The sequence below is a fragment of the Chromatiaceae bacterium genome, from assembly GCA_024235395.1.
Lineage (GTDB): Bacteria > Pseudomonadota > Gammaproteobacteria > Chromatiales > Chromatiaceae > Thiosocius.
Genome location: JACKMK010000001.1, coordinates 1,305,533 through 1,319,129, shown reverse-complemented (window position 1 = coordinate 1,319,129; position 13,597 = coordinate 1,305,533). Strand labels below are relative to the sequence as shown.

Below are 13,597 nucleotides of genomic sequence, written 5' to 3'. Positions count from 1 at the left end.
TACCTCTAAAAAATTCGAATTCGTTGCTCGAGACCCCCGCCCGTCGAGGCGGGGGCTGCTGGCCATCACTTGTGGGAAACGTCCAGCTTGTCGACGGTGTCGAACTCGAACTTGATCTCTTTCCAGGTTTCCATCGCGGCTTTCAGTTCCGGGCTGGACTTGGCCGCATTGGTCAGGATGTCTTTACCTTCCTTTTCGATCTCACGGCCCTGGTTACGGGCTTCGACGCAGGCCTCGACCGCAACGCGGTTTGCGGCTGCGCCGGCAGCGTTGCCCCACGGATGGCCCAGGGTGCCGCCGCCGAACTGCAGTACGGAGTCGTCGCCGAAGATGGCGACCAGCGCCGGCATGTGCCAGACGTGGATACCACCGGATGCGACCGGCAGAACGCCCGGCATTGCGCCCCAGTCCTGGTCGAAGAAGATGCCGCGCGAACGGTCTTCTTTGATGTAGCTGTCGCGCATGATGTCGATCCAGCCCAGGGTCGCGTCGCGGTCGCCTTCCAGCTTGCCGACAACGGTACCGGAGTGCAGGTGGTCACCACCGGACAGACGCAGGATCTTCGTCAGGACGCGGAAGTGGATACCGTGGTGCGGGTTACGGTCGAGCACCGCGTGCATGGCGCGGTGGATATGCAGCAGCATGCCGTTGTTCTGGCACCACTGCGCCAGCTGCGTATTGGCCGCCCAGCCGCCGGTGATGTAGTCGTGCATGATGATCGGCGCGCCGATCTCTTTCGCATACTCGGCACGGCGCATCATTTCATCAGCGGTCGGCGCGGTCACGTTCAGGTAGTGGCCCTTGCGCTCGCCGGTCTCGGCCTCGGCCTTGTGAATGGCCTCCATGACGAAGTCGAAACGGTGTCTCCAGCGCATGAACGGCTGAGAGTTGACGTTCTCGTCGTCCTTGGTGAAGTCCAGGCCGCCGCGCAGGCCTTCGTAACAGGCGCGGCCGTAGTTCTTGGCGGACAGGCCCAGTTTCGGCTTGATGGTGCAGCCGAGCAGCGGACGGCCGTATTTGTTCAGCAGGTCGCGTTCGACCTGGATACCCTGGGGCGGGCCATTACAGGTCATGACGTAGGCGACCGGGAAGCGGATGTCTTCCAGACGCAGTGCACGCAGCGCCTTGAAGCCGAACACGTTACCGACCAGCGAGGTCATGACGTTGACGACCGAGCCTTCCTCGAACAGGTCGATCGGGTAGGCTACGAAGGCGTAGAAGCAGGTATCGTCGCCCGGCACGTCTTCGATCGCGTAGGCGCGGCCCTTGTAATAGTCCAGATCGGTCAGCAGGTCGGTCCAGACGGTGGTCCAGGTGCCGGTCGAGGATTCTGCGGCCACGGCGGCGGCAACTTCTTCGCGCGGTACGCCCGGCTGCGGGGTCACTTTGAAACACGCCAGGATATCGGTGTCCTTCGGCGTGTAGTCGGGCATCCAGTATGTCTCGCGGTACTCTTTTACACCCGCGTCGTATTTCTTGGCCATTGCCTAAAACCCTCTGTTTCGGTGTTGATCCATGCCCGGTCGGGCCGGTACTCGGGCCCCGGTCCGGCCGAGGTTTATTAGCCGGTCCTGTTATGGGGTTGGGGGAGTATAGAGCGCCGACCTATAATTGCTAGTCAATAATACTGATAGATCGCATAATATAGGTCTTATGCACCTGACGCTGCGCCAACTCGAGGTTTTTCAGGCGGTTGCACGCCACTTGAGCTATACGCGTGCCGCCGAGGAGTTGCATCTGAGCCAGCCGGCGGTGTCTATGCAGATACGCCAACTCGAGGAGGCCGCGGGTCTGCCGTTGTTCGAGAAGCTGGGTAAACAGATCCATCTGACCGAGGCCGGTCGCGAGTTTTTTCACTGTGCCCAGGCGGTGGGCCGCCAGTTGCAGGAACTCGATGAGGTCATCGAGGCGCTCAAAGGGGTGCAGACCGGCCATCTGCGCATCAGTGTCGCGACCACGGCCAACTATTTCGCGACCCGCCTGCTGGCGGCGTTCTCACGGCGTTTTCCGGGGACCACCTTCTCGCTCGACGTGACCAACCGCAAGACCCTGCTCGACCAGCTCGCCAACAACGAGACCGATCTGGTGATCATGGGCAAGCCGCCGGAGGAGCTCGACCTCGACGCGACCCCGTTCATGGCGAACCCGCTGGTGATCATTGCGCCCCCGGAGCATGCGCTGGCCGCTGAACGGCGGATTCCGCTGACGCGGCTGCAAGACGAGGTGTTCGTCGCGCGCGAGCTGCAGTCGGGCACCCGGATTGCGATGGAGCGCTTTTTCCAGGAGCGCGGCATGCAACTGCGGACCGGCATGGAGATGACCTCGAACTCGGCGATCAAACACGCTGTCGAGGCCGGTCTCGGGCTGGGCATCGTCTCGATCCATACGCTGGAACTCGAACTCGAGGCGGGTCGGCTGGTGATCCTCGATGTCGAGGGTTTCCCCATACAGCGGCATTGGTACCTGGTCACCTGCCGTGGCAAGCGACTGCCTCCGGTAGCCCAGGCGTTCTTCGATTTCATGCAGGGCGAGGAAGCCGCGCAGCTGATGCACACCGGCGAATGGGACGCGCCGGCCCCGCTTCAGAGCAATCGTTCGACGAGGTAGAGGGTAGGTCCCGGCGAGCGGTGGCAGGTCACGCGGTAGGCCGCGTCCAGTCCCGTGATCCATTCCTCGACCGCCCGGGCCTCGGCGGCGGCCCCGGGGTGGCCGTGATACACCATCACGGACAGCAGTCCCCCACGGCGCAGCACCGATGCCGCCTGTTGCAGTGCGTCGACGGTGCTGGCCGGTTGCGTAACCCACGACTTGTCACCGCCCGGCAGGTAGCCGAGGTTGAACGTGATCGCAGCCACCGTGCCACACCATTCGGCCGGTATCCGCGTCAGCATCTGTTCGTGCCCGGCATGGTGCAGCGTGACCACCTTGCCGACACCGGCCGCCCCGAGCCTCGCGGCAGCGGCGTCGATGGCACGGGGCTGCACATCGAATCCGATCACCCGACCACCCGGGCCGACGCGAGACGCCAGGAACAGCGTGTCATGGCCATTGCCGACAGTGGCGTCGATCGCCCGGGCACCGTCGGCGAGTACTGCAGCGAGTGCAGCGTGCGCGACCTCGGTCAGCCGCCTTCCGCTCATGCGAAACGCCGGATGTCGGCCTCGGCGGGCAATGCGCGACCGAGCAGCAGGTGGTCCGCGAGGCACTGCGCATACCAGGGGATCGCCAGTGCCCCGCGAGCGCCGAAGCCGTTGAACACCCAGAGCTGCGCATGTTGCGGGTGTGCGCCGAGGAACGCCTGGCGATCGGCGGTCCCCGGCCGGACGCCGGCCTGATGCGCCAGCACCCGTGGCGCGGGCCTGTGTGGACGCAGGGCCGCGAAGCCGTCCAGCAGCGCCTGTCGTCCCGCCGGCGTCGTCCGGCGGTCGAGCGCGTCGTGCTCGTGGGTGGCGCCGAAGCGCAGCTCGCCATCGGCGAGCGGGACCAGCCAATGCGCCCCGTTGACGATGTGCCGGGGTCGCCAGGTGTCACCGTCCAGGTTCAGGATCTGGCCCTTGCCCGGGCGCAGCGGCAGGTCGCGGAACCACGGGTTTTCGGCCAGCCGCGCCCCGTCGCAGAACACCAGGCGCCGGGCGTGGATATCGCTCGCCACCACGCCGTCGGGGGTCAGGCGGATCGCTTCCGGCGGCAGCGCGAACTCGTGCAGCGCCTCCATCGCGCGCAGCCAGTCACGCAGTGTGCCGAGCAGCAAGGGGAGGTCGACGTAGCCGGTGCGCTGCTGGTGGAACCCGCCGAACGGGGCGGCCACGGACTCCGGGCAGCCATCGGCGGCGAACGACTGGCCGATCAGCCCCTGGGCGCGCGGGTCGTCCAGGAGACGTCCATAAAACCGCCGTTGTTCGACGGAACGGAACAGCCGCAGCATCGGCAAAGGGTGGTAGAAGGTCCGGCCGAAGGCCGTCGCCAGTTCCCGGTACCAACGCTCGGCCGCGGCCAGCCAGTCGGGGACCTCGGGACGCAGGGTGAAGCGCATCCCGGCGAGCGGGTTGATCAGCCCGGCGGCGACCGTCGACGAGGCGCTGTGGTGACCGTCGTCGATGACGCAGACCCGTTCGCCGAGGTCGTGCAGCCGCCAGGCCAGCGCACTGCCGGCCAGCCCCTGACCAATGATGAGTGTGTCAATCGGCGCGGACGACATTCGATCATTGTCGCACGCCGGCCGCGCCGGTCCAGGTTGGTGCTCAAGTGCGACCCGGCGCAGTGTCCAGATCGGCATCGCCGGGTCCCGACGCGGCAGGCGCCCGGTGCCTCAGCGGAATCTGTCCGTCGCTGCGCAGCGCATTCAGGATCGCGTCGCGCGCCAGTTCGGCAACCTGCCGACGGGTGTGTCCGGCGAGCGTGATCGGTATGCCGAATACCACGTGCACCTCGGTGCGTTCGCGCCGTATCAGTGCACGCAGGTTGTCCAGCAGGGTCTGGTCGTCGGTGTAGGGCGCGAACGGGTCGAAGGCCCCGTCGACGTGGTAACGCAATGTGACCGGAACCACGTCCGTGCCGGTATCGATGGCCGCGGCGAACAGGCGTGAGAAAAATGGGCGTAGCTCGCGTCCGTCGGTCGTGGTGCCTTCCGGAAACAGCGTCAGCAGGCCGTCCTCCCGCAACCGCTGTGCGATCTGCGCGCTGATCGATCCGGCGTCACCGTTGCCGCGACGGATGAACAGGGTGCCGGAGCGTGCCGCCAGCCAGCCGATCACCGGCCATCGGCGCACCTCGTCCTTGGACAGGAAGTCCGTAGGGGTGAGTCCGCCGAGCACGACGATGTCCAACCAGGAGATATGGTTGCTCGCGAGCAACGCCGGGGGTTGCGGGCGGGGGCCGGAGACCGTGATCGTCACCCCGAGGATATCCGCCAGGCGGTTGTGCCACCACGACGTGACCCGCGGATGGGTGCGCAGTGCGCCACCGGTCCTTCGGCTCAGCACCAAGGGTGTCAGCAGGGCGCCGATCAGGACATGGACAAGCAGGAGCAGCAGGCGTCGCGCCGTGCGCAGTCTCGGCATCGTTCAGTCCTGCATCACCCGATCGAGGAAGTGTCGCGTATAAGAAGCATCGATCTCGTGCACCTTGACCAGTACCAGGACATCCGCACAGTTGAAGTCCGGATCGTAACAGGGTTCGCCGCAGGCGCGTGCACCGAGGCGGAAGTAGGCCTTCAGCAGCGGTGGCAAGGGTGCGGTGACCGCGTGTGTCCGGTCGGTGGAGGGAGTGGGCAGCGGGTTCCGCGGTACCACCCGGCATGCCGGATCGTTCATCGCGTGCTCACGCACGCGCCGCATGATCGCATGTGCCTGCGCCCCGCCGTCGTGCATCTCGATGCTGGCGCACCCGAACAGCATGTCGACCCGGTTGACCCTGACGAACTCGGCAAGGCCCGCCCACAACACGGCGATCGCGGCACCCTGCCGGTAACCCGGCTCGATACAGGTGCGGCCCACCTCCAGGCGCACACCGGGCAGCGCCAGCACCTGCGCAAGGTCGAACTCGGTTGCCGAGTAGAAGCCGCCGGCCTTGGCCGCCTGCCCATCGAGCAGCAGCCGTGTCGACCCGATCACCCGCCCGGTAGCGGTGTCGCGCACGAGCAGGTGTTGGCAGTAGGCATCGAAGCGATCGTCGTCGATTCCGGGATCTGCGCCGTGGAGTTGCGCGCCGAGTTCGCCGGCGAATACCCGGTAACGCAGGGCCTGCGAGGCGCGGATGTCGTCAATGGTGGTGGCGATCTCCCAGTACAGGCGGCTTTTCTCGCGCCGCGTATCGAGTTGGGGTACAGCGCTCATGATGTTGAATCCAAACAATATTTCATTGCATGGACACGCTAAGCCCGGCGCATTACAGGGTGTTGTCACGCGCGTGACGGGTTGATTGCGGGACATGCCGTGATGGCGGTGTCGACGAGGCATGCGCGGTATCGGTGCTGCAAATGGCCGCGTTGCGATGCCGGGTGGTGCGGTAGAATACAAAACGTTTTTTCCGCCTGGTCCGCTCGCCATGCCGCACACGCCGCCCGGTGCCCCTTACACCCTGCTGGATGCGATCGATTCGCCGCACGAGCTGCGGGCGCTGGGCGCCGGCGAGTTGCCGGCGTTGGCAGCCGAGGTGCGGCGTTTTCTGGTCAATACCGTCTCACGGACCGGCGGTCACCTGGCGGCGGGGCTCGGTGTCGTCGAACTCACCGTGGCGCTGCACTATGTCTTCAACACGCCGAATGATCGGCTGGTCTGGGATGTCGGCCACCAGGCCTATCCGCACAAGATTCTGACCGGGCGCAAGGAGCGCATGCACACGCTCCGTCAGAAGGATGGGTTGTCGGGATTTCTGAAGCGTGACGAATCCGCTTACGACGCCTTCGGCGCCGGCCATTCGAGTACCTCGATCAGCGCGGCGCTCGGTATGGCAGTGGCCGCGCAGGCGGCCGGCGAGCAGCGCGAACACATCGCGGTCATCGGTGACGGCGCGCTGTCGGCGGGGATGGCGTTCGAGGCTCTGAACCATGCCGGGGCGTTGGACCTCGATCTGCTGGTAATCCTCAACGACAACGACATGTCGATCTCGCAACCGGTGGGTGCGATCAGCAACTACCTTGCCCGGGTGTTGTCGAGCCGGTTCTACAACCGGGTGCGCGAGGGCGGCAAACACGTGTTGAGCGGTCTGCCCGGGATGAAAGACCTGGTGCATCGCTGGGAAGAACACATGAAGGGCATGGTGATGCCCGGTACCCTGTTCGAAGAGCTCGGTTTCAACTATATCGGGCCGATCGACGGCCACGATGTCGGCCTGCTGGTCAGCACGCTGCGCAACATGAAGGCGATGCGCGGACCGCGCTTTCTGCACGTCGTCACCCAGAAGGGCCGCGGCTATGCCCCGGCCGAAGGTGACCCGTGCGTGTATCACGGGGTGACGCCGTTCAATCCCTCTACCGGCAAGATGGCCGAGAAGTCCGGTGGCAAGAGCTTCACCCAGGTGTTTGCCGAGTGGCTCTGCGACGCCGCCGAGCGCGATCCACGGCTGGTCGCGATCACCCCCGCGATGTGTGAGGGGTCCGGCCTGGTGGAATTCGCGGAACGTTTCCCGAGGCGCTATTTCGATGTCGGCATCGCCGAGCAACATGCGGTCACCTTTGCCGCGGGCATGGCCTGCGACGGTCTGAAGCCGGTCGTCGCGATCTACTCGACGTTTTTGCAACGTGCCTACGACCAGTTGTTGCACGATGTGGCGCTGCAGAATCTGGACGTGACCTTCGCGGTCGATAGGGCGGGCCAGGTCGGTGCCGACGGGGCGACCCATGCGGGGAGTTTCGACCTCAGCTACGCGCGCTGCATTCCGAACATGGCGATCCTGGCGCCGAGCGACGAGGCGGAATGCCGCAGTATGCTGCACACCGCATTCGAGCATCCCGGCCCGGCGCTGGTGCGCTACCCGCGCGGCACGGGCGTCGGCGCGGACGTCGGCGGCACGCTCGACACCGTGGAGTGGGGTAAGGCACAGCTGGTGCGCAGCGGCAGCGAGGTCGCATTCCTGGTGTTCGGTACCTTGCTGGACGGCGCGCGGCAGGTCGCCGAACGGATTGGCGCGAGCCTGATCAACATGCGATTCGTCAAACCACTCGATGAACAGATGGTGTTGCGCGTCGCCACCTCACACCGGTTGCTGGTGACGCTCGAGGAAAACGTGGTGCAGGGTGGTGCGGGTTCGGCGGTCAACGAGTCCTTGCAGGAGGCCGGGATCGCGACCCACGTGCTCAACCTCGGCCTGCCTGACCGCTTCATCGAGCAGGCGACCCAGGCTGAACAGCTCGAGATGGCAGGGCTCTCTCCGGCGCAGATCGAAGAGCGGGTACGCACCGCGCTGGCCAACCTGGAGCAACACGCGCTCGCCGCACGCGGTTGACGCGGTATTGCGCGCGGCCGGCCCGACCGGGATCTCAACTGAACAGCGTCAATACCCCAGTGTAACCGTACAGTCGATGGTGCGAGATCTCGCCGTTGGCGTAGAAACCGGCCAACGGCAGGTCGCCCAGATGGTCGCGTATCAGCCGCAGCTCCGCGGAATCTTCGCCGAACAGGTTACGGCCACGCCCGAGACAGGAGTGATACAGCGCCGCGCGCGGCGGACCGGGCAGGCGCCGCTTGAGCCCCTCGATCATCTGTGCGAGATCAGCCCGGGCGGTCTCGGCGTCGCGCCGCGCGAACTGGATCTCGCGCCCGGGTTCGACCAGCTCGCCGATCGCGAGCAGCCCCTGGTCAGGGTCGATCCCGACCAGGTTGCGCACCAGGTAGTCGCCGGTATCGGATCCGCTGACCGGCAGCGCGGCGAAGATGTATCCGCCGATCCGACGCAGATCGTGCGCCAGGATCTCGCCGATGTCCTCCTTCAATACCTCGAGCGCTGGACGTTCGTCGATCGTTTCGATGATGTTGCGCTGACAGCGTGTGATGCGGTGACGCTCGCCGATCAGGCTGCATCCCTGGCTGAGGCCGGTGCTGATCGCCACGCGCCCGCTGAACAGCACCCCCGACAGGCCACCGTTGGCCGCACGGTCGGCGATCTGTGCCGGCAGGTTTTGCGCCGATGCAATCCCCCCGACCAGAAAACCACCCTGCAGGCCCTCGGTCAGCTCGACCAGTATCGCCGGCAGGCGTGTGCTGGTCGGATCGCCGTGTACCACCGCGACCGATGCCAGGTTGCGCTCCCGCCAGTCACGGGTGGCGGCCAGCCAGTCATCGATGGCGTCGTCCAGGGTCGGGATGATGCGGAAATCGTCTTCGTTGAACGGGGTGACCAAGAGGGCGAGGGCGGGTTCGTCATAGGTCTCGGTTGCGTTGCTGCACAGACCCAGGCCGACGCAACCGACCCAATGGGTGATGCCACTGTGGGCGCGCAGGTAGTCGACGATCCGGTCGGTGTCGGCCGCCAACTCGTCGGCCAGGTAAAGAAACGCGAGCTGCGCGCCGCGGTTCCCGGCGAGCTGATCGAGTGCCTGATCGCACAGCTCGCGCCATTCCGCACCGCTGACATGGACGCTTTGAAAATGCGGCATCGCGATATGGCCGGTGGCGGGAAGACCCCGCCACCCCGGGGCCGTCAGAGCCCTCGCTCGTCCATCATCTGGTCGATGATCGGGCCGAAGATCACCTCCATGGCGAAACCCATCTTGCCACCCGGCACGACGATGCTGTTGCGGCGTGACATGAACGAGCCGTTGATCATCGAAAGCAGGTACTGGAAGTTGATGTTGAACTTTTTCGGATCGGCGAAGCGGATCACCACGAAGCTCTCATCGGGCGTCGGGATGTCGCGGGCGATGAAGGGGTTCGAGGTGTCGACCAGCGAGACGCGTTGGAAGTTGATGTCGGTACGTGAGAACTGTGGCGTTATGTGATTGATGTAGTCGGGCATGCGCCGCATGATCGTGTCCACCACGGCCTCGGGCGAGTAGCCGCGTTCGGCGTTGTCGCGGTGGATCTTCTGGATCCACTCCAGGTTGACGATCGGCACCACGCCGATACCGAGGTCGACGTGTTCGGCGACGTTGTTCTGGTCGGTCACGACCAGACCGTGCAGGCCCTCGTAGAACAGCAGGTCCGTCCCTTCGGGGATCGGTTCCCAGGGGGTGAATTCACCGGGTTGCTTGTCGGTGCCCAGGCGGCCATTGTGTTCCGCCGCTTCCTCTTCGTTGTGCAGGTAGTAACGCTTCTCGCCGGAACCGGTCATACCGTAGGTCTTGAACAGTTCCTCGAGCTTGTCGAAGCGGTTCGCCGCCGGACCGAAGTGACTCAGGCTCTCTTCGGTCATCTTCACCTTCATCTCGGCGCGCTCGTAGCGGTGAAAGCTGTCGCCCTCGACGACGGCGGCGTTGATTCCCTCGCGGATGAAGATGTGTTCGAAGGCCCGTTTGACGGTGGTGGTGCCGGCACCGGACGAACCGGTAACCGCAACGACGGGATGTTGCTTGGACATGCTGCCCCCCTGAAAGCTTGTGTTTTGATGATTTGGGTTAGCGTCGAGGAAACCGCAGTTCCCGCGGTCGGCCGCTGCGACGGCCTTTGATCCGCTTATTCAGCAGTTCCTAATTTAATGCTGCGCGGGACTATATCACAGCGCCCGGTTGTCGCCTGCGATTCGAATCGGACGACCGGCAGGGGTCGGATGTGGCGGCGACAACGGCGATTCCGCGGTATCCTTGCGCCCTCGCGTCCGGTAGTGCGGCGGCCCAGGGGGGTGCGGCAGGCCGGTCCCGCACACGGCGGCCGTCGGCTTTGTCCCGGCGGCGACGATCCTTAACCTCAAGTGCCAGGGACCCAGGTGGTCCCGGGTCGAAGGCGTTTTGTATTACTGGCGAGGTCGATGGACGACATTTTTCCTTATCCGGTGGCGCGCATCGGGCTGATCGGCGGTGGCCAACTCGGGCGAATGTTGGTCAAGGCCGCGAAACGGCTCGGCTGCACCTGTGTCGTGCTGGATCCATTGCAGGGGTCACCGGCCGGCCAGGTGGCGGGACATCAGATCGTCGGGGACTACAGCGACCCGGCGAAGGTGCGCGAACTGGCCGAGTCATGCGACGTGGTCACCTTCGAATTGGAGGACATCGAGACCGAGACCCTGGTCCAACTCGAGGCCGAAGGGCACCGGATATTTCCGCGCCCGCAGTTGCTCGCGACCATCCAGGACAAGTACAGCCAGAAGTGCTTTCTGCGCGATGCCGGTATACCGACCTCCGAGTTTGTCGCGACGCCTTCGCCGGACACGGCGATATTTGCCGATTTCGGCTATCCGTTGGTGCAGAAGGCGCGCCGTGGTGGCTATGACGGTCGGGGCGTCGTGGTGATGCAGGACGCGACCGGCTTCGCCGATCACCTGCCGGTCGCGAGCTTCGTCGAGCGGTTCGTGGTTGCCGAGAAGGAACTCGCGGTGATGGTTGCGCGCAATGTGCACGGTGAGTGCCGCGCCTACCCGACCGTGGAGATGCGTTTTCATGCGCAAGACAACGTACTCGATTTCCTGGTCGCACCGGCCGGTGTGCCGCCCGAGACCGCGCGTCGCGCCGAGGCATTGGCAGTGCGCACCGTCGAGGCGATGGACGGGATCGGCGTCTTCGGTATCGAGATGTTTCTGACCCGTGACGGCGACCTGCTGGTCAACGAGGTCGCACCGCGCACCCACAACTCCGGTCACCATACGATCGAGGCCTGTGTCACCGACCAGTTCGAGCAGCACCTGCGTGCGATCCTCGGCCTGCCGCTGGGCGATACACGGCAGCTGACCCCGGCGACCATGGTGAACCTGCTCGGTGAGCCGGGCTACCAGGGCCGCCCGCTGATCGCGGGCCTAGCCGCGGTCCTCGCGATCCCCGGCGTCTGTGTGCATATTTACGGCAAGGCGGTGACCAAGCCGGGTCGCAAGATGGGCCATATCACGGTGATCGACGATTCGATCGACGCCGCGTGCGAAAAGGCGCACCGGGTCAAACAGCAGATCAGGATTCTGGGGGACAAGCGGTTATGACACAGCCACGCGTGGGTATCATCATGGGCAGCGATTCGGACCTGCCGGTCATGCAGGATGCTGCCTCCATCCTGAACGAATTCGGTGTGCCCTACGAGATGACGATCGTGTCCGCGCACCGTACGCCTGCGCGGCTGTACGACTATGCACAAGGGGCGCGGGCACGCGGTATCGGTGTGATCATCGCCGGAGCGGGCGGCGCTGCGCATCTGCCGGGCATGGCGGCGGCGCTCACCGAGCTGCCGGTGATCGGCGTGCCGGTGAAGACATCCGCCTTGAGCGGTCAGGATTCGTTGCTGTCGATCGTGCAGATGCCGGCCGGCGTGCCGGTGGCGACCGTCGCGATCAACGGCGCGAAGAATGCCGGGATCCTGGCCGCGCAGATCCTGGGCGTCGCCGACCCGGCGTTGCTCGACCGCGTCGCACAATACAAGCGCGATCTGGAGTCGATGGTGATGGGCAAGGTTGCGCAGATGGCGGATCGACAGGCGGAATAGCCCCGAGTCACCCGACGCAGGGTGCGGTATCGACCTGGGCCGGCCTGCTGCGTCGGGTGTCCCGGCTCAGAAACTGCCGCTGTTGATCCACATGTGGGTCGCGATGCTCGCGGCGTACCCCAATGCAATGACCGGCGCCCACTTCAGGTGACCGAAGAAGGTGTATTTGCCGCGCGCCTGGCCCATCAGGGCGACTCCGGCGGCCGACCCGATCGACAGCAGCGAACCACCGACGCCCGCGGTCAGCGTGACCAGCAGCCACTGGCCTGCGGACATGTCCGGCATCATCGTGAGCACCGCGAACATCACAGGTATGTTGTCGACGATCGCCGACAGCACACCGACCGCAATGTTGGCATTGGTCGCACCCCAGTCGACATACATCACCTCCGATGCGACCGCGAGGTAGCCGATGAATCCGAGGCCGCCGACACACAGCACCACGCCGTAGAAAAACAGCAAGGTGTCCCACTCGGCACGTGCCACCTTGTTGAAGATGTCGAACGCGACCGGGTCGCCGAACTGGTCCTCGTCGACCCCCGGTTCGCCGCGACGGTGGGTCTTCTTGAGGTAGTAACCGAAAAACTGCAGGTAGGCGAGGCCCGTCAACATACCGATCACCGGCGGCATGTGCATGAAGTTGTGGTACGCGACGGCGGTCGCGATGGTTAAGAGGAACAGGCCGATGATCCGTTTGGCACCACGCCGCATTCGGACTCCGTCGCCGCCGCCGTGTGGCTGCTCGTTGGGGACTGCAAACGACATGATCGCCGCCGGCACCAGCCAATTGACCACCGCCGGGACGAACAGGGCGAAGAACGACCAGAAATCGATCACCCCCTGGGGCGTCTGGATCTGCTTCTGCCAGACCATCAGCGTCGTGATATCGCCAAACGGACTGAAGGCCCCGCCTGCGTTCGCCGCGACGACGATGTTGATACAGGCGATCAGCACGAACTTGGTGTTCTCGCCGCCGACTGCGAGCACCACCGCGCACATCAGCAGTGCCGTGGTCAGGTTGTCGGCGATCGGTGAAATGAAGAACGCGAGCAGGCCGGTGATCCAGAACAACTGGCGAAAACCGAAGCCTTTCTTGACCAGCCAGGAACGCAGTGCTTCGAACACCCGGCGTTCGTCCATTGCGTTGATGTAGGTCATCGCGACCAGCAGGAAAAGCATCAGCTCGGCGTATTCCAGCAGGTTGTGCCGTACCGCGTTTTCCGCGGCATGGTCGATGCCATGGGTGTGGTAGACCACGGCGATCAAGGCCCAGATGATCCCCGCCGCCAGTATCACCGGCTTGGACTTGCGCAGATGGGTGAATTCCTCCGCCATCACCAGCACATAGGACAGGCCAAATATGGCCAGGGCGGCGTATCCCACCCAGTGCTCCGTCAGATCGAGTGCCTGGTCGCCGGCACCGGAGGCCCACAGCAGGCCGGGGAAGAACAACGGCACCGTGGCCAACAATCGCATCCAGAGGGTCATCACGCGCTCCGTGTCATAAAACTCGTTACAGCAGCGGCCGATTCGCCCAAATA

At 64.8% G+C, this 13,597-nt stretch carries 12 protein-coding genes; 4 read left to right on the top strand and 8 right to left on the bottom strand.

What is annotated here, in order from left to right; genetic code table 11:
- Positions 1–65 precede the first annotated feature (65 nt).
- Positions 66–1,484, bottom strand: coding sequence for a form I ribulose bisphosphate carboxylase large subunit (locus H6955_06150; GenBank protein MCP5313117.1), 1,419 nt, complete (start codon positions 1,482–1,484; stop codon positions 66–68).
- Positions 1,485–1,653: 169 nt separating this feature from the next.
- Here H6955_06150 and H6955_06145 point away from each other — a divergent pair, with 169 nt between their 5' ends.
- Positions 1,654–2,607, top strand: coding sequence for a LysR family transcriptional regulator (locus H6955_06145; protein MCP5313116.1), 954 nt, complete (start codon positions 1,654–1,656; stop codon positions 2,605–2,607).
- Here H6955_06145 and H6955_06140 read toward each other — a convergent pair.
- From H6955_06140 to H6955_06125, 4 genes are read right to left on the bottom strand one after another with little or no spacing between them, the layout of a single operon-like run.
- Positions 2,583–3,140: a class I SAM-dependent methyltransferase gene (locus tag H6955_06140; protein MCP5313115.1), complete on the bottom strand. Its 558-nt coding sequence runs from the start codon at positions 3,138–3,140 to the stop codon at positions 2,583–2,585. The two genes, H6955_06145 and H6955_06140, sit on opposite strands and share 25 nt — an antisense overlap.
- Complete coding sequence (locus H6955_06135) at positions 3,137–4,198, bottom strand: FAD-binding oxidoreductase (protein MCP5313114.1); 1,062 nt, start codon at positions 4,196–4,198, stop codon at positions 3,137–3,139. Before H6955_06135 ends, H6955_06140 begins: the two co-directional genes overlap by 4 nt.
- A 43-nt stretch (positions 4,199–4,241) precedes the next feature.
- Complete coding sequence (locus tag H6955_06130) at positions 4,242–5,060, bottom strand: 1-acyl-sn-glycerol-3-phosphate acyltransferase (GenBank protein MCP5313113.1); 819 nt, start codon at positions 5,058–5,060, stop codon at positions 4,242–4,244.
- A gap of 3 nt (positions 5,061–5,063) precedes the next feature.
- Complete coding sequence (locus tag H6955_06125; GenBank protein ID MCP5313112.1) at positions 5,064–5,834, bottom strand: GNAT family N-acetyltransferase; 771 nt, start codon at positions 5,832–5,834, stop codon at positions 5,064–5,066.
- 211 nt (positions 5,835–6,045) lie between these two features.
- Between H6955_06125 and dxs the strand changes: the two genes are divergently transcribed.
- Positions 6,046–7,944, top strand: a complete 1,899-nt coding sequence (gene dxs / locus H6955_06120) for a 1-deoxy-D-xylulose-5-phosphate synthase (protein ID MCP5313111.1) — start codon at positions 6,046–6,048, stop codon at positions 7,942–7,944.
- 34 nt (positions 7,945–7,978) lie between these two features.
- Here dxs and H6955_06115 read toward each other — a convergent pair whose 3' ends face one another.
- Positions 7,979–9,094 (bottom strand): FIST C-terminal domain-containing protein, encoded by a 1,116-nt coding sequence (locus tag H6955_06115; protein MCP5313110.1) that lies wholly within the window; start codon positions 9,092–9,094, stop codon positions 7,979–7,981.
- Positions 9,095–9,138: 44 nt separating this feature from the next.
- On the bottom strand, positions 9,139–10,014 hold the full coding sequence (locus tag H6955_06110; GenBank protein ID MCP5313109.1) for a phosphoribulokinase: 876 nt from the start codon (positions 10,012–10,014) through the stop codon (positions 9,139–9,141).
- Between the two features lie 387 nt (positions 10,015–10,401).
- Here H6955_06110 and purK point away from each other — a divergent pair, with 387 nt between their 5' ends.
- Together purK and purE are read left to right on the top strand one after the other, a co-directional pair.
- Complete coding sequence (gene purK / locus H6955_06105) at positions 10,402–11,559, top strand: 5-(carboxyamino)imidazole ribonucleotide synthase (GenBank protein ID MCP5313108.1); 1,158 nt, start codon at positions 10,402–10,404, stop codon at positions 11,557–11,559.
- Entirely contained in the window at positions 11,556–12,056 is a 501-nt protein-coding gene (gene purE, locus H6955_06100; GenBank protein ID MCP5313107.1) for a 5-(carboxyamino)imidazole ribonucleotide mutase, read from the top strand. Before purK ends, purE begins: the two co-directional genes overlap by 4 nt.
- 66 nt (positions 12,057–12,122) lie before the next feature.
- Here purE and nhaD read toward each other — a convergent pair whose 3' ends face one another.
- Positions 12,123–13,544: a sodium:proton antiporter NhaD gene (nhaD, locus tag H6955_06095; protein MCP5313106.1), complete on the bottom strand. Its 1,422-nt coding sequence runs from the start codon at positions 13,542–13,544 to the stop codon at positions 12,123–12,125.
- Positions 13,545–13,597: the final 53 nt, after the last annotated feature.